The organism is Rhodococcus sp. H36-A4, from assembly GCF_027158005.1.
In the GTDB taxonomy this organism is placed as follows: Bacteria; Actinomycetota; Actinomycetes; order Mycobacteriales; family Mycobacteriaceae; genus Rhodococcoides.
The window spans coordinates 376813-398055 of sequence record NZ_JAPVLQ010000001.1; the positions used below are offsets into that span (position 1 = coordinate 376813).

The following is a 21243-nucleotide window of genomic DNA, read 5'->3' on the forward strand; positions in this document are numbered from 1 at the left end:
ATCGAGAAGGGTGCCAGGAGTGGGGGCCAAAGCATCAACTGTCTGGTACGTCGACACTCCTGACCCGATCGCGGTCCTGAGATCCTCTACAACTTCGGACTGGGATACTGCGTCAGCGCTGGCCGGGCGCCTGTTCCCCGATCGCGTGGCCGTACCGAGCAGGCTCTCACCAGTGTCGGCCGTGGCCGGAGTAGGCCCCGACGAGATCTACATCGGGGCGTATCCGGGCGTCACGGTGGTCTGTGCGTCCGACTTGGCCGTCGCAACTCCGTCGACTCTGCCAGAGCCCTGGATTCGCCCGGTGTCGTCCGAGCGCACGTACCTAGTGATGACTGACCCGGAGACGGCGTGGGGTGCCTTCGCATATTGGGAACGCGGCACTCTGCGACGTTCGTTCAGCGCGACTCCGATCTACATCTACGAGGACTCCGGTCTTCCGTTGGTGTGGGAGCGAGGGTTCTGGGCCGGAGAGCACCCGTTGGTCTATCCGCCCGGCGTCATGCCCGACCCACTCTCGCTTCCGTTCCACCCACAGGAATTTGCCGAAGCAGCCAACTCCGAATGGCTCGGCTACCGCTATACCGGCGAGCCACGCGGCGACGAGTTCGATCCGATCTCGTTGCAGGTGTGTGGATTCACTATGTATGCGCCCGGACAGGAACCCCGACGGGTCGAACAGACCCCACCCGACCAGGCCCCACCCGAGCCGATGCCGGATCGCTCGTTCATGCGCTGGTTGAGACGGAAATCCCCAGAACTACGAAGCTGAGGACGGCACCGACACACGTTCCGTACACGAGCCACCGCCACAGCGGCGTGTGTCGAAAGCGCAGCACAGTCGGTGCTGCACCCCCGACGACGATCAAGTTGATCCCCACTGCCAGGAATACGTTGACGGCTGCAAGTTCGAGGCCGAACGTTGTCAGCGCGGCTCCGACGAGGACAGCCGCGAAGAGCGCGACCGGAACGCCGGTATAGGCGACGTGCTCGGTCACTGCACGCGCACCCGTTCGTAGAACGCCATCGCAGCCGCGGTGGCCACATTGAGCGAGTCGGTATCGGGTGCCATCGGAATTCGTGCGCGAACATCGGTAGCGCGCATGGCATGTTCGGTCAGCCCCGGCCCCTCGGCGCCGAGCAGCAATGCGACCTTCTCCCCCGTCATCGCCTCGGCAAGAGGAATCGCCGACGGATTCGGCGTCAACGATATGGTCTGAAAGCCGCTGTCGTGGAGAATCTTCAAGCCCCTCGGCCAGTCCGGAACCCGTGCGAACGGAACCCGAAGTACGTGTCCCATGGACACTCGTACGGCACGACGAAAGAGAGGGTCGGCGCATGCCGCCCCGAAAAGTACAGCGTCCACCCCGAGGCCTGCGGCGTTACGGAACATTGCGCCGAGATTCTCGTGGTCGTTGACACCCTCGAGCACGACGACAGTCCTGGCATCGCGGACGACGTCGGCGACGTCGAGTTCCGGGGACCGACTCGCCACGGACAGCACGCCACGGTTCAGATGAAATCCGATGACGTCGGCCATCACCTCGGCACTGGTCCGATAGAACGGAACATCCACTCCGTCGAGGCGTGAACCCAGTTCTACGAGCCTGCGGTCGACACCGAGCAGGCTGATCGTCGGGAACCGCGAGGTCAACAACCGCTCGGTCACCAAAACGCCCTCGGCAATCACCAGCCCCTTCCCGTCGGGGAGGTCCGGTCTGCGGTCGGAGGAATTGAGGTTGCGAAAGTCGTCCAGTCGCGGATCGGCAGAGTCGTCGATGTCGATTACGTTTACCACGTGTCCATCTTGGCATCTGTATGGAAAGGTCGAGTGCGATGAATACCGAGGGCACGATCACTGTCAGGACGGCAACCGACGACGACTGGGATGCCGTGGCGCTTCTGGATGCGCATGCATTCGGTGAACACCAGAATGCCGAGGATCTTGCCGAGACGCAGATTCTCACCAGTTCGCGTCACGTCGTAATGGCGTGGGATGGAAGCACGCCCGTCGGAGTGGCGATGCACTTCCCGATGTCGGTGACGGTCCCGGGCGGCGCTCAGGTGGAGGCGTCGGGCGTGTCCTGGGTTTCGGTCGCACCGACACATCGTCGACGCGGAATCCTCCGGCGCATGTTCACCGAACAGCATCGCAATCTCGAAGCGGCAGGCGCCCCCCTGTCGTTGCTGACAGCCAGCGAGGCAACGATCTACCGACGCTTCGGCTACGGGCCTGCCACCGAGGAACACCGAGTGGTTCTCGATCGCCGCTTCGCACAGTTCCATCCGGACGTCCCCGCAGTGACCGACGTCCGATTGGTGGAGTCCACCGAGGCGTCGACTCTGCTTCCCGAGATCTACCATCGCTGGCAGCGCAAGACGGCAGGCGCACAACCGAAGCCGCCGATCCGCTGGGAGCGCTTCTTCGCCGACCGCGAAAACGGTCGAGAAGGATTGACCGCGCTCTTCTTCATGGTTCACCCGGACGGTTACGTCGCCTACCGCCGAAACATGTCCGGCGACACCAAGGTTGTCGTCGAGGAATTCATAGCGGTCACCGACGACGCGTATGCCCAGATGTGGCAAGTGCTCGTCGGGATCGATCTCGTCGACACCATCGAGGTCAGTCAGGCCCCGGACGAGGCGTTGCCGTTCCTGCTGACGAACAATCGCCTACCGAAGATCACCGGTCACCACGACGCACTGTGGAGCCGTGTCATGAATATCGAAGCTGCCCTCGCAGCCCGTACCTACGCCGTCGACGCGCAGTTCGTGCTCGACGTCTTCGATCCGTTCCTCGAGGCCGGCGGAACCTTCGACGTCACGATCAGTGCTGGAAAAGCCACCGTCACGCGGACCGATGCTCCCGCCGACGCGTCGATGAAGCTCGATGTGCTCGGCAGTCTGTATTTCGGCACTCACCGTGCCAGTAGGTTCGCGGCCTCGAATCGCCTGTGGAGCCGGGATTCGGACGCGTTGCACACGGTGGATCTCGCGTTCTCGACCGACCGTGCATCAGTCATGGGCTGGGAGTTCTAGATCTCACGTGGCGGCGACTGTCGTTCGTCGCCACGTGAGGATACGAGGGGGCAGATTGTTGTGCTTGATCAGGTAGACGGCCGCGCCGACGCCCGAGACCAGCGACACGCCGCCACCGAACAGCAACGGAGCTCTCGGGTCGAGGACATCGGCGAGCCAGCCCAGCACGGGGCTACCGATCGGTGTGCCGCCGAGGAAGCAGAGCATGTAGATGCCCATGACCCGTCCCCGCATCTCCGACGGCACCGACATCTGCAGAATGTTCATCGCCGAGGTGGTGAAGGTCAGAATCAGCGCTCCGGTCGGGACGAGCAGAACTGCAACGAGTGTGTAGTTCGGCATCAGTCCGACGAGTATTTCGAACACCCCGAAAGCGATGACGGCACCGATGAACAACCGCAGGCGGGGCGTGCCGGATCGGCGGGCCGCAAGGGTCGCGCCTGCAAGTGTGCCGACGGCCAATGCCGTCGACAGTAACCCGTAAGCGTCGGCGCCGCTGCCGAAGGTGTTGCGAGCCAACACTGCCAGGCTGAGCGGAAAGTTCAATCCGAACGTCGACACCATGAACACCGTTGCCAGGAGAACGCGCAGATCGTCTCGCCCCCATACGTACCGGAATCCTTCCCGCACCTGGCCTTTCGCGCGCGCGGCTCGTTCGACGTGGAATAGGTCGGCAGATCGCATCGCGACGAGAGCGCCGAAGACCGCAGCGAAGGACGCGGCGTTGATCAGGAACACCCACCCGGTGCCGATGAACGTGATGAGAACACCAGACAAAGCCGGCCCGATGATGCGCGCCATGTTGAAAGTCATGGAGTTCAACGCGATTGCGTTTGCCAGCGTCTCTTTGCCAACCATCTCGATGGTGAAGGACTGGCGCACCGGCGCGTCGATGGCGGAGGAACAGCCGAGAACGAACGCGATGACGTACACGTGCCACAATTCGACGAGATTGCCGACATCGAGGAGACCGAGCACGAGCCCGCAGACTGCTGCGAAGGCCTGGGTGATCATCAGCAGTGTTCTTTTGTCGTACCGGTCTGCGAGGACCCCACCCCACACCGACAGCAGCAGCGTCGGTCCGAACTGCAGAGCCATCACGATGCCGACAGCGACGCCGTTACCGCCCGACAGTGTCAGAACGAGCCAGTCCTGCGCCACCCTCTGCATCCACGTTCCGACCAGAGAAACTATCTGCCCGGACGCCCACAACCTGTAGTTGCGGGTTCGCAAGGCAGCGAACATCGGGGAGGCAGAGGGCACTCCACAAATACTAACCTCAGGTAACGAATTACCTACTCGGAGTCGTTGACCAGCGCGCCGATGATGTCGACTGCATCGCGGAGAACGACGAGTTGAATCTCGTTCAGGCCCGCCAACTGAGAGGTCATCCACGCCTCACGCGCACTGGCCTCGTCGGCGATCAGCGTGTGACCGGACGGGGACAGCGACACGATTACCTGTCGACCGTCGGTGGGATGCGGAGTGCGAACTACCAGTCCGAGCTCCGCAAGCGACGCGATCACGCGTGTCATCGATGGTGGTTGCACTCGTTCACGGGACGCCAATGCACCCGGCGTCATGTCGCCCTCGCGGCTCAGGGTCGCAAGAGCCGACAGCTGAGTCAGCGACACTTGCGAGTCGACACGTCTCCCCCTCAGGTGGCGAGTCAATCGCACCACGGCCAGTGATAGATCGCTTGCCAACTCACGGTTGTCTTTCACGCTGTTTCCCGACGTCACAGCGCAGAGACTACGCCCTGGCGCGCGTTATGGCCTACGTAACCGCGTCAGTGATCGGTCCGACGACGAAATATAGGACGAACATCAAGGCTACGACCCAAAGCAGGGGATGAACCGTCTTCGCCTTGCCGCGTCCCACCGCGAGGACCACCCAGGTGATGAACCCGACTCCGATGCCGTTCGCGATCGAGTACGTGAACGGCATGACGACGATCGTAAGGAACGCAGGCAGCGCGAATTCGAACTTGGAGAAGTCGATTTCGCGAACCTGTCCGATCATCAAGGCACCGACGATGACCAGCGCCGGCGAGGCAGCCTCGATGGGCACGATGGCAGTGAGTGGCGTCAAGAACATGGCGGCCAGGAAGAGCACGCCGGTCACGACATTGGCCAAACCGGTTCGCGCACCCTCGGCGATACCGGATGCAGATTCGACGAAGACCGTGTTCGACGACGCCGACGCGCCACCGCCTACGATCGCGCCGGCTCCTTCGACGACGAGCGCTTTGCCGATTCCGGGTAGCTGCCCCTTGGAATCCATCAGCTCGCCTTCCTTGCCGAGCCCGGTCATCGTTCCCATTGCGTCGAAGAAGTTCGCCAGAACGAGAGTGAACACCAGCAGGCTCGCTGCGAGGACGCCGATGCGGGTGAACGCGCCGAAAAGATCCACTTCGCCGACCAGGGAAAGGTTCGGGGTCTGGAAGAGCTGATCGGGCAAGATCGGAACGCTGAGATTCCAGCCTTTCGGATCCACTCCGTTCGACGGCCCGATATCGGTGAATGCTTCGACGACGGCGGCGAGCACCGTGGTGACGACGATGCCGATCAGCAGCCCGCCGCGCACCTTCCGCACCACGAGAACGCCCATCAACAGCAGTCCGAACACGAAAATCGCCGTCGGCCACGAGGCGATGGAGCCGTCGATACCGAGACCGACCGGGACCGAGGTGCCGGCGGAGTCGGGGATGCGTCGTACGAAACCGGCGTCGACGAGTCCGATGAAGGCGATGAACGTACCGATGCCTGCCGCGATCGCCGCTTTCAATTCGGACGGAATGGCGTTGAACACCGCGGTACGAAAGCCCGTCAGCGCGAGCAACACGATGATGATGCCGTCGATGACGACGAGCCCCATGGCCTCCGGCCACGTCACCTGTGGAGCGATGGTGACGGCGAGAAGCGTGTTGATCCCGAGTCCGGCGGCGATACCGAAGGGATAGTTGGCAACGATGCCGAACAAGATGCTCATGAACCCGGCGACGAGCGCTGTCACCGCGGCGACCTGTGCGACGGGCAGGATATTGCCGAGCACATCAGTCTTGGCCGCGGCGTCGTCCGCGGAGAAGCTGCCGAGGATCAGCGGATTGAGGACGACGATGTACGCCATCGCCACGAAGGTGACGACGCCGCCGCGCACTTCCGAACCGACCGTAGATCCACGTTCGGTGATTTTGAAGTAGTTGTCCAGGATTTTGGGCGACACCATGGGAGTAACCTACATTTCGTGGATAGTAAGCCGGAAACCCCCGCGCTGAGCGTACGGCTCACAGATCCTGCGCCTGTCATCGCGGTCGGCATACTCGCGTGGGTCGTTGCTACCGTGGTGGTGCTCGTCAGCGGTGATCGGTGGGCGGATGCGCTGCCGACCTGCTGGACCGGCGTCGCCGTCGGCGTGATCGGCTTCACACTGTTCCTCATGCAGCGCGCTGCCGCTCGTCGCGGGAGCAGGACCGCTCAACGCGGCCTCACGTAACCGCAGTCACGCATAGTGGCCCGACGTGCGGAAACTCACCTTTATTAGGGTTGAGTAACTCTGGGATTGCGGGGAGTATGGGTTATGTCAGTTGATTCATCCCATGAATTACCCGAAGGCCAGGTCATGAAGCTCGTCTCTCAGTACCGCAATCGTCGCACCCACGCTCGTTCGCTCCGCGCCCTCTATGCACGCGCACATGCAGTCAGTAGCCCCTCGATGCGCGATGAACTCCTCGTCATCGCACAGCGGAGCGACTTCGCGCGCTGAGCGCGTAGACCCACAGCAACCCCCACGCGATACCGAAGCACCATCCCGCCAGGACGTCCGTCGTCCAATGCGCGCCGAGATAGATCCGCGAGAAGCCGATCGCCAGGGATGCAACCGCTGGTATCGCGAGAACCACCGGATTTCTGAGCCATAACGCGGTCGACCGCAGCAACACTGCGGTCACCGTCGTGGCAAGGATCGCCGACATCATCGCGTGCCCCGAAGGAAACGAGTGCGTCGAGATCTCGACGAGCCTTTCCGGTATCGGCGGCCGATCGCGCCCGAAAATAAACTTGAGCAGGCTCATCAGCCCCCAGCCAGTGAGCATGGCGCCTCCCACCATGACAGCTTCCCGTCGACGACCGGCCCGCAGTAGGACTGCGCATCCAGTGACCGACAAGAGAAACATCGCCACGGTGTTTCCGAGCGTGGTGATGATCCAGAAGACTGTGGTCAGCCACACAACCCGGTGCTCGACCATCCATGCCAGCACGTCACCGTCCACGGGGTCGCTCCCAACTCTGCGCGCAATGCGTCGTTCCGTCCTCGGTCACCCACCAGGCGAGGTGACGCTCACCCTCCACCGCCCCGGTGAGTCTCACGAGAAGTTCGCGGTGCACGACAACCTGTCCGACCGGCAGCTCCACGCCCATTTCTGCGCATGCGAGTACCGCTCCGGGCTCGCGGTCCCAAGAACTCACCCTGCCGATTCCCAGCACTTCTGCGTGGATCGACTCCGACGCGGTGCGCACGTCCAGGATCGACGCCAACGACGACGCGGTATCCATGGACGACAGGATGGCGATGTCGGCGGGAACCGTTGCCACACACCATGGGCGGTCGAGCACGATCGCGTCGGCAGGATCGACGAGACAGCCGGAAACAGCACGCACTCTCGTCGGCGCATCCAACTCGTCGAGCTCCACTCGTCCCGAAGTGACAGCGTCGGCGACGAGTCGATGAGCTCGCGAAACGACCGCAGGAGTCGGTGATCGCGAAGGATCGGCCAATCTCGAGAGAATCAGGCCGGTGAACCATGCGCTGTCGCACGAACTGGGGGCAAGAGCCGCCGCCACATCGTCGGCATCCGGGTGATCGAGTGGGTCGAGCAGACCGGCGAACGTGAAGTCCGAGGGCGCTCGATAGCTTCCCAGCCGCTCACCGTCGATCCGGGCGTGCGTGCGCAGCCACCACGCCGTGTACCCGTCACGCGCCTGCACCGCGGCTCGGGTCGCCGGATCGGACATCAATTGCGTCAACGCATTCGGCCACCGCTGCTCATCGACCAGATCGAGGTCGCGCACGGCAGTGAGCACCGCCGGGTCCTCCGCCAGCGAAGCCCACCACGAATCCTCGTCGTCGAGATCGTGATCCGGACCGGTAGGGAGGTCGTCGGTCACGGTGCCGAATCCCCAGCCCACTCCGACCGCGCGAAGCGCTGCAGGCCCGTAGTGCGCGACGACGGAATCTGCGACGAGCCCGAAAGGTGAGTCCTCGACCAACAGTCCTGCAAGTGGGGCGTCGGGCAGCAGCAATTCATCGGCGGCGCGCAGCTCCCCATCGGAATCCTCGAGCGGCAGCGAACCTATCCAGGAAGGCAGCTCCCCCGCGTACGAGGCGAGCGCCAGCACCGAAGTCACGGTATCGCCGACGGCGTCGGAATCGTCCCAGTCGAGGTCCTCGAGTAGCGCTTCGAGCGCCGTATCGGACAGCAGATCGGTTGCGGTTGCCTCCACCGCGCCCAACCTCGACAACAGTGGGCTCACCGCATCCGGGTGCACCAGCCGAGCCCAATGCACCGACCCGACCCCACTGACGCCCGCTCCGAGAACGGCAGTACGGGGACCGGTTATCGTCCGGCCGTCCGACAGCGGAACCGGCAGCGCTGCAAGCTCTTCCGCGGCCACGCCGTCGGTGACCAGCGGGGTTAACGCGTCGTACAGCCGCCCCCACCAACGAGGTTCACGGTCGATACCCGTCAGCATCTCGGCGAGTCTGGCGAGGCCGATTCGGTGTACATCGACCGCAGCAAGCGCGGCTGCGTGCCGCGGACCCGAAAGCGCGGCCCCGACCAGATCGGGGAACACATCAGCAAGAAGCTCACCGAGCTCGTCGGTAAGTCCCGGCAGCGCCATAGCCCGCGAGGGGATCAGATTCTCACCGGCCACCGAGGGAAGCCAACGAGCAGAGATGGATTCCCGAAGAACCTGCTCACGCAAAATCCCGTCGACCTCGCTGCGCGGAAAGCCCGGGACCGGAACCAATCGAGTTCTGAACCGGGCAGGAAAAGCAGCGATCATCTCGCCGTACCCCTCGGCGACGCGCTGCAGGTGCGCACCGGGAAGAACGCGTCGGCGGTCAGGCTGCATCTGCACGTCCGCGACGACGAGCACAGGCAGTGACAACTCCTCGTCCGAACGAGTAGGCGCGCGAAGCACATCCGACGCCACCACTGTCGGCACCCCGTCGGAGACAGGGGCGAGCCATCTGGCGTGAGCGGTACGGAACTGCCACCACTCGCGATCGCCGACCTTCACCGACTCGAGACCCTCCCCCTCGATCGTGCGGTCGAACCGATCCGCGCCGATCTCGATCGAGACCAAGGATTCCAATTCGAGCAACAAGTCGATCGCCTCGGCGCGCATGGCGTCGAGCAGCCCTGCCACCTCGACGTCCCGCAGGATGATCTCCGACGAAAACCCCACTGCTGGAAGCTCTTCGGCAGGCCAGACCAGTCGCAACACGGGAACGCCTGCATCGGGTACGTCCAGGCCCGCATCGGTAAGGACACTGCTGGTCCTGGCACCGCTGAAGCTCACTCCACCTGTAGTGGAACGAAATTCGATCTCGTCGCTGACCGAGCGGACCGCAGTGAAACCCACCCCGAAGCGACCGACACCGGATGTCTTGGCCGATACCCGCAAGGCCGTCAGCGCGTGGACGCCGCCGAGATCCAGTGGGGCACCGGTATTGGCAACGTGCAGATCGCGACCGGACACCCAGACCTTCATCTGTCCCGCGACTCCCGCTCGGGCTGCCGCATCGGCAGCATTCTGCGCGAGTTCGGTCAGCAGACGGTCGCGATAACCCCCGCGAACCAAGTCCGCTTCGGTGGCAGCGTCTTCCCGCAATCGGGTAGGCGAATCAGTCCAAGCAGACAGAGTCGAGGCGCGCAACGACTCGGTGTCGTACGGATCTCTCAACTGTCCGATTGCGCGTCCTGTAGTGGCTCGGACACTGGGTCCGACACAAGGTCCGACGCAGGGGTGTTCTCGGGCCCGGGAGCCGGAGAAGCAGGAGCTTGCGCGGTGACATCGAGGGCCGCGTCGTCGAACGGATCATAGGCGGGCGATCCTGCACCGGTGGGAAGCTCGGTATCGGAATGCGCACCGCAGCCGTACTGGACGTGAACTACATGGCCGTCGGCCGCATACTCGTTGCCGCAGACGCCGAACGCCGCCGACAACGATCCAGCGAGCGGGAGATAGAACCCGCACAGTCCGCACGTCGACGGTGCAGCTTTCGCCATCTCGCTGTCCGGACCGAACTCACCGTCGTGCCAGCGCTCGGCCGCGTCTAGACGCCCTTCACGGCTGGGAACCTGTGGACGGCCCAGGCCGAGCTCGTACGCGACATCGTCGACCTGGGGATCGCCGGTAGCGACGTACCCGGGGACGAGACGCGGATCGTGCGCTCGCGGTGGGAGCCGATCACCCGGCCCCAGATCGCCGGGTCGGATGCGCTCGTCCCACGGCAACCAGGTCGGCGGCACCAGGGCATCGGGGCCCGGAAGCAGGACGAGTTCGCTGATGGTGGCGCTGTCTGCGTCGGCGGGGGCTGCGACGACCACGGCCCATTGCCATCCGCGATAGCCGGGTAGGTCGGCGACGAAGCGATGTGTCGCCGCACTGTCGTCCTCGGCGGTGACACCGAGATAATCGCCGACGCCGCCTTCACCCAGGTCGATCAGAGCACGGCGCGCCAACTCGGCGGCTTCCGTTAGGACAGGACGAATCTGGTCGAGCTCTGGGAAAGATGCGAAACTCACATGTTCATTTTGCCGCATCACTTCCTGAGTGCCCAGTTCGGGCTGCCATGATGGGGCAGATGATCGCCTCGCTCCGCCGCGTGCTCGGTGTCCTCGCGGTGCCGATTCTGCTTGTCGGGTGCTCGGCGGAACCCGAGGTCAGCGCAGATTCTTCGGCAACGAGGTCGACGGTCACCGTGGTCAGGACCCTCGAGCACGACCGTTCCGCGTTCACCCAGGGCCTGGAGATCGACGAGGGCGAGCTCTACGAGGGCACCGGCCGCAAGGGTTCGTCGTACGTGCGCGTGTCGTCTTTGGACACCGGCAAAGAACTGCGACGTGTGGATCTATCTGCCGAATACTTCGGCGAGGGGCTGACCGTCGCGGGCGAAACTCTGTGGCAGATCACCTGGCAGAACGGAATCGCGTTCGCCCGAGACAAGACCACTCTGGCCGGTAAGCGCGAGGTCGGCTACGACGGTGAAGGCTGGGGTCTGTGTGCTGCAGCGGACGGCCTGGTGATGAGCGACGGGTCCTCGATGCTGACCTTCCGTGACGCGGACACGTTCGAGGCAACCGGCACCGTGGAGGTAACGCTCGACGGAACGCCGCTCGAATCGTTGAACGAACTCGAATGCGCCGAAGACGGATCTGTCTACGCCAACCTCTGGCGCACGTTCGATATCGCGAAGATCGACCCTGCCACCGGGGCGGTGTCGGAGATCATCGATGCCGAGCCGCTCTGGAACTCGATGACCGAGCGTGAGCGCGACGGTGCCGACGTACTCAACGGGATCGCCCAGATACCCGGCACCGACCGCTTTCTGGTGACGGGAAAGCTGTGGCCGAGCATGTTCGAGGTGGAGTTCACACCCGTGGAGTGAGTCGGTGTACTCACACCCTCCACTTTTAGGACAGAATTGACGACGTGAGCGACCCTCGAGACTCCGACACCCCGCCGGGAGAGGACCACCCGGGGTTCGAGAACTATCCACCGGCTCCGCGCGCCGCCAGCCGCAGAACCCCGCTGCCTCCCCTTCACCCGTCGACTTCCCCGCCGGGTGATCGTCCGCCTGGACCGAAGCCGCCGCCCATGCCCCGCAAGTTGACGGTGACTCGAGTCGCGGCGATGCGCAGCCGCGAGCTCACCAACAAGGGCATCGCGACTTTTCATCGAGCCGCGAAAGCAGACGGTGCCGACAAATCGGGACTCACCGCGCTGACGTACGCGACGATGGCCAATTTCGCCTCCGACGCCGCCACTGCTGTCGCGCTGGCCAACACACTCTTCTTCTCCGCCGCGACCGGTGAGGACAAGACGAAGGTTGCGCTGTATCTCGTCATCACCATCGCTCCGTTCGCGTTGATAGCGCCGCTGATCGGACCGATGCTCGATCGGCTACAGCATGGTCGACGGCTCGCTCTCGCCGGTTCGTTCCTGCTGCGGACGGTTCTGGCCGTCGTGCTGGTGTTCAACTTCGACAGCTGGATTCTGTATCCGGCTGCGCTCGGCATGCTGGTGTTCAGTAAATCTTTTGCAGTACTCAAGAGCGCCGTGACACCGCGAGTGCTGCCACCCGAGATCGACCTCGTTCGAGTCAATTCTCGCCTGACGGTGTTCGGCCTGATCGGCGGAACCATTGTCGCCGGCGGAATCGCGGGCGCTATCGCCTGGCTCTCCGGATCGCCGGGCGCACTGTGGTTCGTAGCCGCCATCACCGTGCTGGGCGCCTACCTCAGCATGCGGATCCCGTCGTGGGTAGAAGTGACCGAAGGCGAAGTTCCAGCCACCTTGAGATACCACGGTGACGACGCCGAGACCGAGGTGATGCACCGTGTGAAGCCGGGAACCACACCACCGAAGAACCGCCGCCAACCGCTGGGCAAAGCCGTCATCGTCGGCCTGTGGGGCAACGGAACCATACGTATTCTCACCGGATTTCTGACGCTCTACATAGCTTTCGTTGCCAAAGCTCAGACCGAACACGAGCCGATCAAGCAAGCCGCAATGCTCGGACTGGTCGGTGCATGCGCAGCAATCGGCAACTTCTCCGGTAACGCCGCAGGCGCTCGGATCAAGCTCGGCCGGCCGGCCATCATGATCATCCGATGTACGTTCGCCGTCACCGTCGTTGCCATCGTCGCGGCCGTGACCGACAGCCTGCTGACCGCCGCACTGGCCGCGTTGGTCGCCTCCTGTGCGAGTGCACTCGCCAAGGTGTCGCTCGATGCATCTCTGCAATCCGATCTCCCACCCGAATCCATTGCGTCCGGATTCGGGCGTTCGGAGACCGTCCTACAGCTGTGCTGGGTGCTCGGGGGAACACTGGGCGTGCTGTTGCCCACCGAGTACTGGCTCGGATTCACCGTCGTCTCGATCTTGCTTACGGCCGGCCTGGTGCAGACCATACTCACCTACCGAGGCAAGACACTGCTCCCAGGACTCGGCGGAAACCGACCCGAGCACGCCGAGCAGAGCAGTTCCGACTATTCACCCCAAGAGAACGTGAGTTAAGTGAATCTTGCACCGAAGACCAAAAAGCTATTGGCGATCGGCACTGCCGGACTGATCGTCGTCGGCGTGGCGTTCGTCGCTGTCCTCGCACAGCTCGTGTCCGACGCTCCAGCGCACCGACCGACCATCACGGCATTCGCGGACGGAAAAGCCGTCACCGTCGAGCCGTACCTGTACTGCCCGGTCGAGGCGCCGCTGTGTGAGAACGATGGATCGAGCGCGAGCGTGCCGGTTCGGGAGGGCTACCCGCTGCAGCTGTCTTTGCCCTCCGAGATCACCTCGGCGCCGTGGATTCTCGCAGCTGTGTACTCCGACGATGCCGGGGCCGACGTCGTCGAGACCGACTCGCTGTATCTTCCCGATCAGAAATTGGGTCTGACAGTGCCACCAGTCGACGCAGACGGACGAGCACTGCTGGGCGTCGAAATCAGGTTGCCCTCCGGCATCATCGACACCGACACCCAGCAGGAAGAGATCATCAGCCACGCGATCTGGTCGATCGCGACGACACCGACCGGTTAGCTGTCGAGCTCGCGCGCGACGGCCCTGACCACCTCGGAGATCTTCTGCGCGGTCTTGCGATCGGGGTACTTACCCTTACGCAGTTCAGGTTGGATCGTTGCCTCGAGGAGCGTGATCATGTCCTCTACCATCCCGTGCAGCTCGTCGGGCGTGTGCTTACGCTCGACGGGCTCGCGACGATTGGCGGTGTTCTGACGCAGGGTGGGAGCCGGCTCGAGAACTTTCAAGCTCAGCGCCTGAGGCCCACGCCGTCCTGCTGCCATACCGAACTCGACGCGCTGACCTGCTTTGAGGCCTTCGACACCCGCAGGCAGCGCTGACGAGCGGACGTAGACGTCCTCTCCTTCTTCTTGCGAGAGGAAACCGAATCCCTTGTCGACGTCGTACCACTTCACCTTGCCGGTAGGCACTGCGCTCACCCGTCCATTTGTCTCGGTAAATAGCCTGTTCTGCACAAATTTCGCGCCCAACAGCCGTGTTGGACGCGAATGCCCCAGCATAGCGCGAAGGAGTGCTCGGCAGCACGCCGGTTTATCGGGCTACCGTTAGCGACGTGGCTGATCAAACACCCCGTAACGGCACGACCCTTCTTCGTATCTCGTTGGCGATCTTTGCGATCGGGTTGATCGCGATCGTCGCCATCTTCGCGGTGCCTGCGCTATCCGGGGACGACCCGCCGCTGTGGCTTTATCTGACCGCAATGATCTTCGCGCCCCTGGGCTTCGTGCTGGCGATAGTGTTTGCATTGCTGTCCGGCCGACGGGCGAGATAAAACAGGGGGCACCACATGCGAGTGATTCTCAACATCATCTGGTTGATCTTCGGTGGACTGTGGCTGGCTATCGGCTACTTCGCGGCGGGCATCATCTGCTGCATCCTCATCATCACGATCCCCTTCGGCATAGCGTCGTTCCGCATCGGCGTCTACGCCCTGTGGCCGTTCGGCAAAACGATCGTCGACAAGCCGACATCAGGGGCGGCGGCGATCATCGGCAACGTCATTTGGCTCATCGTTGCGGGGATCTGGCTGGCCATCGCGCATATCGTGTCGGCGATTGCCATGGCGATCACGATCATCGGCATTCCGCTCGCCGTCGCGAACCTCAAAATGGTCCCCATCTCGCTCATGCCGCTCGGCAAAGACATCGTCGACTCCTGACACTCCAGACACACCAGCATCACCCTTGGATGGGTGTGACTTCCATCACATAACAGCGTGGTAACGGATGCGCAACGACCGAGGGTTCACCCGACGGCAGCGCCGCTAGCAGCGCATTCGGCCGTAACCAAAAACCGTGTCCGGCTGCACACCCGGACGACCCGAAAAAGCAAGAGTTACCAAATAGTGACACTCCGCGGGAATTTCAGTACCGTCGTCCACGGCTGAGAAACTTCGGCTGAATCCGGACCCGCAGCGCCAAACCTCGTCCCGCGGGAACGGACCCCCACAAGAACACCCAGGGGACGAGGACGGGGGACCCACACGTCCTCTCGGATAACCGGAAATTCGCTACCTCGGCAGAGAATTTCCTTGGGGTGAAGCCCACGCACTTTCACTTGGAAGCGCTGGGCCGGGCTACCTCTCAGCCCGAACCCGACAGCTGACCTCGCAGGCGCCAGTGGAGAGGATTTCAACTCGTATGAGCGGACGTCACCGTAAGCCGACCACCACCGGCCGGACCGTAGCCAAGGTCGCCGTCACCGGCGCCATCATGGGTACCGCAGGCATGGCCTTCACCGGCACCGCCAGCGCAGCCCCCGATTCCGATTGGGACCGTCTCGCACAGTGCGAAGCAGGCGGTAACTGGGGCATCAACACCGGCAACGGTTTCCAGGGTGGCCTGCAGTTCTCACCGAGCACCTGGAGTTCACATGGCGGCGGGCAGTACGCCGCCACTGCGAACCAGGCCAGCCGCGAAGAGCAGATCGCCGTGGCCGAGAAGGTTCTCGCTTCGCAGGGATGGGGCGCATGGCCCTCCTGCTCGTCGAGCCTGGGCCTGAGCAGTTCGCCCAGCGAGCGCAGCGTGCCTGCATCGCCACAGTCCGCTCCCGAGGCACCGAAGCTCCCCGACCTCACGAGCATCCCCACCATCGACGGCAGCGCCGAGGTAATCGACGGGATCACGAGCGCCGTTCAGACCGTCACGAACGATCCGGCGATCTCTTCGTTCATTCAGAACGCGACCCAGGGCATCCAGCTCGACCCGCAGGTCGTCAATTTCTACCAGGCAAACAAAGCATTCCTGCCTCAGTAGAAATCTCATACAACAGAAAAAGGGCCCCCGATCACTCGGGGGCCCTTTTTTTGGTTCGGACTTAACGGTTGATGACGGTCACTGGATGGGCGTACAGCAGTTGGTCCACGGGCAACGGAAACTCGGTTTCCTCGCCGAACGGCGACAAGCTTCCCGAGCGCGAGGACGCCAATTCACTGACCGCATGGTCGCCGCGAGCGGTTTCCGGCCAGCCTGGATCTACGTAGGGCTTCTTCGACTTGTTCACCATGGGACCATTTTGACACCTGCGCTGCACCCAAAGCCAGTCCAGGTCTCTAATCTGGTAGTCGATGACCGATACTGCAGTGCCTCCAGACCTCGCAGCGTGGCTTTCTTCACGGACCGATAACGAGCTCGTCAGCATCCTCACGCTGCGACCCGACCTCACCGTGCCACCGCCGACGACCATCGGCGTACTCGGCGGACGGGCCGAACAGCGTGCCTCGATCCTGCGCTGCGCTGACGCACTCGACACGTTGGCGCTGACTATTCTGGAGATCCTTGCGCTCGAGGGCTCCCACGAAATGCCGGTCGAACGCGAACGACTCGATGCTGCTGTCGGCAAGCGAGCCACGACCAAGGCCGTCGACAAAGCCCTCGGATTTCTGCGAGAACGAGCACTCGTCTGGGGAACGGGTTCGATTCGGATGCCGCCGGCGGCGCGGGATGCGGTCCCGTGGCGAATCGGGCGAATACTCGACCCGACCGAAGACCTCACCCCAGAGCGAATCACCGACGCGCTCGCTCGAATCGGCGAAGGTGAACGCACCCTGCTGATGACCCTGGCCCGGTCATCACCGACTGGTCGCACCAGAGATGCTGCACCGGGCACATCCGAGGATCGTCCCGTTCAGAAGCTACTGCGGGCCGGGCTGTTGATCTGGCTCGACGAACAGACGGTCGAACTCCCCCAGCAGGTCGGGCAGGCCCTACGCGGCGAGCCGATTTTCGATCCGACGTCGTTGACGCCACCGAAGCGCGCCAGCACCAAATACCCTCTCACCGACGTCAATGCTGCCGCAGCGGGTGAGGCCCTGGAACTGATTCGGCATTGTGCACTGATCATCGAAGCGCTGTCGATCACGCCTGCACCCGCACTCAAAGCCGGTGGCCTGGGCGTACGTGAACTCAAGCGCATCACCAAGGCAACCGGGCTCGACGAACACCGCGTCAGCCTGCTGTTGGAAGTGCTGGCAGCTGCATCGCTGATCACCAGCGGAACCCCCGACCCGCTGCCACCCAACGATTCGGGCGAGGACTACTGGGGTCCGACCCCAGCCGTCGAACCGTGGACCACCGCAACACCGGCATCCAGATGGCAGACCCTCGCGGCGGCATGGCTGGACGTACAGCGTGCGCCCTGGCTGATCGGGATGCGCGACCCCAACGACAAACCGGTGGCCGCGTTGTCCGAAGAGGTGCGCTCGCCTGCAGCTCCACGCGACCGTCGAACGATTCTCGAGTTCCTCGCCGAACTGGGCCCGGGCAATGCCATCGCCGAAGGCGAGGTCTCGCGCGGCCTCGCCTGGCGTCGACCACGTGCCATGTCGCGATACGCGCTTCGACCGGTATCGAAGATGATCGGCGAGGCGACGGCAATGGGCATCGTCGCCCGAGGAGCGCTGTCGACGCCAGGTAAGGCGCTACTGCACGGCGGCGACGCCGAGGCCGCGATGCGTGCTGCGCTACCCGAACCGATCGATTACGTCCTGATTCAGGCCGATCTCACACTCGTCGCGCCTGGCCCCCTCGAGCCCGATCTCGAGCACCGGATCGAACTCGTCGCCGATGTCGAGTCCGCAGGTGCTGCGACGGTCTATCGGATCACCGAGAACTCTCTTCGCCGAGCGCTCGACGTCGGAATGAGTGCAGCCGAGCTGCACGCCTTGTTCGCCGCGCACTCCCGTACGCCCGTCCCCCAGGGATTGACCTACCTGATCGACGATGTCGCCCGCCGTCACGGCCGACTACGCGCGGGGGTCGCGGCGTCGTTCGTGCGATGTGAAGATCCGGCCCTGCTTGCCGAGGTCCTTACCTCTGCTGCGGCCGAACAGCTCGCGCTACGCGCGCTCGCACCGACGGTCGCGATATCCCAGGCCCCGCTCAACGAAGTCATGCGGGCACTCGACGCGGCAGGGTTTGCACCTGCGGGGGAGGATGCCAACGGCATCATCCTCGATTTGCGCTCACGCGGCGCCCGGATTCCGCTGCACCGAGTTCGCTCTGCTTTCAGGCAGCCTGCCATCGCCACCGACGAGCAGCTCACCCGCCTCGTCTCGGAACTGCGCGCCGGCGATCGTGCATCTCGCGCGGGTGGGCGCCCGGTCCTCGCCGACGGGACGCGCGCCACTGGATCGGCCACGATGGCGTTGCTCCACACTGCGCTGAAAGCGCGGCGAAGTGTGTCGATCGGGTACGTCGACGCTCAGGGGGTTGCGTCACAACGCATCGTCGATCCTGTCAATGTCGGTGGCGGCCAGCTCGACGCATATGTGTCGGCCACCGGTGAGGTCCGCCGGTTCACCTTGCACCGCATCACCTCGGTCGCACTGATCGACTAGCGTCCAGGCCTCCGTTATCCGAGCGCGGAGCATCACATGGCGCCGAGGGCGCTATATCAGGACAATGGAGAAGTTGCGCACTTTCTTCCATGCAACGCGAAGTTCTCTAGGAGGAACTGTGACCGACGGCCCCCTGATCGTCCAGTCCGACAAAACCCTGTTGCTCGAGGTCGATCACGAGCTCGCAGGTGCCGCTCGCGCCGCCATTGCTCCGTTCGCCGAACTCGAACGCGCCCCAGAACATATTCACACGTATCGGATCACTCCGCTTGCTCTGTGGAACGCGCGGGCCGCGGGCCATGATGCGGAGCAGGTCGTCGACGCGCTCGTCAACTTCTCGCGTTACGCCGTTCCGCAGCCTTTGCTCGTCGACATCGTCGACACGATGGCGCGTTACGGTCGGTTGCAGTTGGTGAAGAGTCCGGTCCACGGGCTTTCACTGATCAGCTTGGATCGCGCCGTGTTGACCGAGGTCATGCGTCACAAGAAGATCGCTCCGATGCTCGGTGCGATGGTGGACGAGGACACCGTTCTCGTCCATCCGAGCGAGCGTGGGCACCTCAAACAGCTGCTGCTGAAAATCGGCTGGCCCGCGGAGGACTTGGCCGGTTATGTCGACGGCGAGGCGCATCCCATCGAACTCGACACCGAGGGCGGTAAGTGGACTCTGCGCGATTATCAGGCGATGGCTGCTGATTCGTTCTGGGCCGGCGGCTCCGGCGTCGTAGTACTTCCGTGTGGTGCGGGTAAGACGATGGTGGGCGCCGCCGCGATGGCCAAAGCCAAGGCGACGACGCTCATTCTCGTCACCAATACCGTCGCCGGCCGTCAGTGGAAGCGTGAGCTGATCGCTCGCACTTCGCTCACCGAGGAAGAGATCGGCGAGTACTCCGGCGAGCGCAAGGAAATTCGCCCTGTGACGATCGCCACGTACCAGGTGATCACGCGTCGCACCAAGGGTGAGTACAAACACCTCGAACTGTTCGATTCCCGTGACTGGGGATTGGTGATCTACGACGAGGTCCACCTGCTACCCGCGCCGGTGTTCCGGATGACGGCGGATCTGCAATCACGTCGCCGTCTCGGGTTGACTGCAACGCTGGTGCGCGAGGACGGCCGCGAGGGCGACGTCTTCTCGCTCATCGGGCCGAAGAGGTACGACGCCCCGTGGAAGGACATCGAAGCACAAGGGTGGATTGCACCCGCCGAGTGCATCGAGGTCCGGGTGACGTTGACCGACGCCGAGCGCATGGCGTACGCGGTTGCCGAGCCCGAGGAACGGTACAAACTCTGCTCGACGGCCCACACCAAGGTGGCGGTCGTGAAGTCGATCCTCGCCAAGCACGAAGGTGCGCCGACCCTGGTGATCGGCGCCTACCTGGATCAGTTGAACGAACTCGGTGAGGCACTGAACGCTCCGGTGATTCAAGGTTCGACGAAGAACAAGGAACGCGAGGTGTTGTTCGACGCCTTCCGAAAGGGCGAGATCCCGACCCTTGTGGTGAGCAAGGTCGCGAACTTCTCCATCGATCTACCGGAAGCATCTGTGGCAGTTCAGGTTTCGGGAACTTTCGGTTCACGCCAGGAGGAAGCGCAGCGACTCGGACGCCTGTTGCGTCCGAAGCACGACGGCGGTCAGGCGCACTTCTACTCCGTCGTCTCACGGGACACACTCGACGCCGAATACGCAGCACACCGGCAGCGGTTCCTGGCCGAGCAGGGTTATGCATACCGAATCACCGACGCAGACGACTTGCTCGGTCCTGCCATCTGATATTCGTGCTACTAATGAGCATGTGCGCCGTTTCCAGTTCCCTGTCGATGTAGCCCATGCCGCGTCGGTGAACGAGACGATGGCAGAGGTTCGCAGGCTCAGAGTGTCTGCGATCGTCACGGCCGTCGTGTTGGTTGCCCTCGCAGCATGGTTCTTCTGGATGGCTCATCCGTGGTCGTACATTCTGGGTGCGGTGTTTCTCATCGCCGCAGCGACCTCGCTGTGGGTCACGGTGTGGGCACCGCGGAAGGTGGGCGCCGTCGAGGACCTCTACGCGAAGGGTCAGCTGATTCCGGCCGTCATCGCCGAGACCCGTCCGCGCGGGGTCACCATTCTCGCTCTGCTGGACATCGCGAAGCCCGACGCCCAGGCACGGCACTATGTGCTCGTGACCAGGAGTATTCGCGCCCTGCCCGGCCACGAACTGGTCGAAGGGGAACTGGTTCCGTCGATCGCGGTGCTTGCCGACCGGACCACGAACACCACCGGTGACACCTGGCAGATGGTCTCCCCCATGCCCATTGCCTGGGGAACCACCGACGCGTCCGTCATCGAGCGAGCCACGTCGGAGATCACCGAACCCGAGTGGGCCTTGCTGCTTGCCAACATCGGCTTGTCCGAGAAGGTGCGTGCGGCCGATAACCAGCAGTTGTCGGTCGATCCACACGACCTGCCCAAGGACCTTCGGTAAGTCGGGGCTCAGGCGAGTGCTGGGATGATTTCGCGCTCGAACAGTTCGATCCCGGATCGATCGTAGGCAGCTTCGG

23 protein-coding genes and 1 riboswitch are annotated in these 21243 nt (G+C 63.4%); of the genes, 13 read left to right on the forward strand and 10 right to left on the reverse strand.

Annotated features, from left to right (window positions below; all coding sequences use genetic code 11):
• Positions 1-19: 19 nt before the first annotated feature.
• Positions 20-769: a DUF6928 family protein gene (locus O1W68_RS01740; RefSeq protein ID WP_269301170.1), complete on the forward strand. Its 750-nt coding sequence runs from the start codon at positions 20-22 to the stop codon at positions 767-769.
• Here the strand turns inward: O1W68_RS01740 and O1W68_RS01745 are convergent.
• Both O1W68_RS01745 and O1W68_RS01750 read right to left on the reverse strand, forming a co-directional pair.
• On the reverse strand, positions 726-995 hold the full coding sequence (locus O1W68_RS01745) for a DUF2537 domain-containing protein (protein ID WP_269301171.1): 270 nt from the start codon (positions 993-995) through the stop codon (positions 726-728). The two genes, O1W68_RS01740 and O1W68_RS01745, sit on opposite strands and share 44 nt — an antisense overlap.
• Positions 992-1795, reverse strand: coding sequence for a TrmH family RNA methyltransferase (locus tag O1W68_RS01750; RefSeq protein WP_269301172.1), 804 nt, complete (start codon positions 1793-1795; stop codon positions 992-994). Before O1W68_RS01750 ends, O1W68_RS01745 begins: the two co-directional genes overlap by 4 nt.
• Before the next feature lie 38 nt (positions 1796-1833).
• Here O1W68_RS01750 and O1W68_RS01755 point away from each other — a divergent pair, with 38 nt between their 5' ends.
• Positions 1834-3036: a GNAT family N-acetyltransferase gene (locus O1W68_RS01755; protein ID WP_269301173.1), complete on the forward strand. Its 1203-nt coding sequence runs from the start codon at positions 1834-1836 to the stop codon at positions 3034-3036.
• A 3-nt stretch (positions 3037-3039) separates the two neighbouring features.
• On the opposite strand, the gene O1W68_RS01760 is transcribed toward O1W68_RS01755, so the two are convergent.
• The 3 genes from O1W68_RS01760 to O1W68_RS01770 are packed head-to-tail and all read right to left on the reverse strand — an operon-like array spanning position 3040 to position 6264.
• On the reverse strand, positions 3040-4281 hold the full coding sequence (locus O1W68_RS01760; RefSeq protein WP_269301758.1) for an MFS transporter: 1242 nt from the start codon (positions 4279-4281) through the stop codon (positions 3040-3042).
• A gap of 50 nt (positions 4282-4331) precedes the next feature.
• Complete coding sequence (locus O1W68_RS01765) at positions 4332-4760, reverse strand: MarR family winged helix-turn-helix transcriptional regulator (RefSeq protein WP_269301759.1); 429 nt, start codon at positions 4758-4760, stop codon at positions 4332-4334.
• Positions 4761-4812: 52 nt separating this feature from the next.
• Positions 4813-6264: an NCS2 family permease gene (locus tag O1W68_RS01770; RefSeq protein WP_269301174.1), complete on the reverse strand. Its 1452-nt coding sequence runs from the start codon at positions 6262-6264 to the stop codon at positions 4813-4815.
• 18 nt (positions 6265-6282) lie between these two features.
• Between O1W68_RS01770 and O1W68_RS01775 the strand changes: the two genes are divergently transcribed.
• Complete coding sequence (locus O1W68_RS01775; RefSeq protein ID WP_269301175.1) at positions 6283-6531, forward strand: DUF2530 domain-containing protein; 249 nt, start codon at positions 6283-6285, stop codon at positions 6529-6531.
• A gap of 84 nt (positions 6532-6615) precedes the next feature.
• The gene (locus O1W68_RS01780; RefSeq protein ID WP_269301176.1) at positions 6616-6801 is read left to right on the forward strand and encodes a hypothetical protein; all 186 of its coding nucleotides are present in this window, start codon (positions 6616-6618) and stop codon (positions 6799-6801) included.
• Here O1W68_RS01780 and O1W68_RS01785 read toward each other — a convergent pair.
• Genes O1W68_RS01785 through O1W68_RS01795 form a run of 3 tightly spaced genes read right to left on the reverse strand, consistent with a single transcriptional unit; the run spans position 6770 to position 10867 of the window.
• On the reverse strand, positions 6770-7306 hold the full coding sequence (locus tag O1W68_RS01785) for a phosphatase PAP2 family protein (RefSeq protein WP_269301177.1): 537 nt from the start codon (positions 7304-7306) through the stop codon (positions 6770-6772). The genes O1W68_RS01780 and O1W68_RS01785 overlap by 32 nt on opposite strands.
• Positions 7296-10004, reverse strand: coding sequence for a sacsin N-terminal ATP-binding-like domain-containing protein (locus tag O1W68_RS01790; protein ID WP_269301178.1), 2709 nt, complete (start codon positions 10002-10004; stop codon positions 7296-7298). Before O1W68_RS01790 ends, O1W68_RS01785 begins: the two co-directional genes overlap by 11 nt.
• Positions 10001-10867 (reverse strand): DUF3027 domain-containing protein, encoded by an 867-nt coding sequence (locus tag O1W68_RS01795; protein WP_269301179.1) that lies wholly within the window; start codon positions 10865-10867, stop codon positions 10001-10003. Before O1W68_RS01795 ends, O1W68_RS01790 begins: the two co-directional genes overlap by 4 nt.
• A gap of 32 nt (positions 10868-10899) precedes the next feature.
• On the opposite strand from O1W68_RS01795, the gene O1W68_RS01800 reads away from it, so the two are divergent.
• The 3 genes from O1W68_RS01800 to O1W68_RS01810 are packed head-to-tail and all read left to right on the forward strand — an operon-like array spanning position 10900 to position 13865.
• Positions 10900-11712, forward strand: a complete 813-nt coding sequence (locus O1W68_RS01800; protein WP_442972275.1) for a glutaminyl-peptide cyclotransferase — start codon at positions 10900-10902, stop codon at positions 11710-11712.
• Positions 11713-11756: 44 nt separating this feature from the next.
• The gene (locus O1W68_RS01805) at positions 11757-13343 is read left to right on the forward strand and encodes an MFS transporter (protein ID WP_269301181.1); all 1587 of its coding nucleotides are present in this window, start codon (positions 11757-11759) and stop codon (positions 13341-13343) included.
• Positions 13344-13865 carry a DUF2771 domain-containing protein gene (locus tag O1W68_RS01810; RefSeq protein WP_269301182.1) on the forward strand — a complete coding sequence of 174 codons (522 nt, stop codon included), beginning with the start codon at positions 13344-13346 and terminating at the stop codon, positions 13863-13865.
• Here the strand turns inward: O1W68_RS01810 and O1W68_RS01815 are convergent.
• The gene (locus O1W68_RS01815) at positions 13862-14275 is read right to left on the reverse strand and encodes a cold-shock protein (protein WP_210730024.1); all 414 of its coding nucleotides are present in this window, start codon (positions 14273-14275) and stop codon (positions 13862-13864) included. The two genes, O1W68_RS01810 and O1W68_RS01815, sit on opposite strands and share 4 nt — an antisense overlap.
• A gap of 143 nt (positions 14276-14418) precedes the next feature.
• Here O1W68_RS01815 and O1W68_RS01820 point away from each other — a divergent pair, with 143 nt between their 5' ends.
• The 3 genes from O1W68_RS01820 (at position 14419) to O1W68_RS01830 (ending at position 16120) form a co-directional block, all read left to right on the forward strand.
• Positions 14419-14637: a hypothetical protein gene (locus tag O1W68_RS01820; RefSeq protein WP_269301183.1), complete on the forward strand. Its 219-nt coding sequence runs from the start codon at positions 14419-14421 to the stop codon at positions 14635-14637.
• A gap of 15 nt (positions 14638-14652) precedes the next feature.
• A complete protein-coding gene (locus O1W68_RS01825; RefSeq protein ID WP_269301184.1) occupies positions 14653-15024 on the forward strand; it encodes a YccF domain-containing protein in 372 nt (123 codons plus the stop codon).
• Between the two features lie 285 nt (positions 15025-15309).
• Positions 15310-15497: riboswitch (cyclic di-AMP (ydaO/yuaA leader) on the forward strand.
• An 8-nt stretch (positions 15498-15505) separates the two neighbouring features.
• Entirely contained in the window at positions 15506-16120 is a 615-nt protein-coding gene (locus O1W68_RS01830) for a transglycosylase family protein (protein ID WP_269301185.1), read from the forward strand.
• A gap of 61 nt (positions 16121-16181) precedes the next feature.
• Here the strand turns inward: O1W68_RS01830 and O1W68_RS01835 are convergent, their stop codons facing one another.
• Positions 16182-16370: a hypothetical protein gene (locus O1W68_RS01835; RefSeq protein ID WP_084347541.1), complete on the reverse strand. Its 189-nt coding sequence runs from the start codon at positions 16368-16370 to the stop codon at positions 16182-16184.
• Positions 16371-16431: 61 nt separating this feature from the next.
• Here O1W68_RS01835 and O1W68_RS01840 point away from each other — a divergent pair, with 61 nt between their 5' ends.
• From O1W68_RS01840 to O1W68_RS01850, 3 genes are all read left to right on the forward strand, one after another.
• Positions 16432-18702 carry a helicase-associated domain-containing protein gene (locus O1W68_RS01840; protein WP_269301186.1) on the forward strand — a complete coding sequence of 757 codons (2271 nt, stop codon included), beginning with the start codon at positions 16432-16434 and terminating at the stop codon, positions 18700-18702.
• A 118-nt stretch (positions 18703-18820) separates the two neighbouring features.
• A complete protein-coding gene (locus O1W68_RS01845) occupies positions 18821-20476 on the forward strand; it encodes a DNA repair helicase XPB (RefSeq protein WP_088942325.1) in 1656 nt (551 codons plus the stop codon).
• A gap of 22 nt (positions 20477-20498) precedes the next feature.
• Positions 20499-21167: a DUF3239 domain-containing protein gene (locus O1W68_RS01850; protein ID WP_269301187.1), complete on the forward strand. Its 669-nt coding sequence runs from the start codon at positions 20499-20501 to the stop codon at positions 21165-21167.
• The last annotated feature ends 76 nt before the right edge of the window (positions 21168-21243 follow it).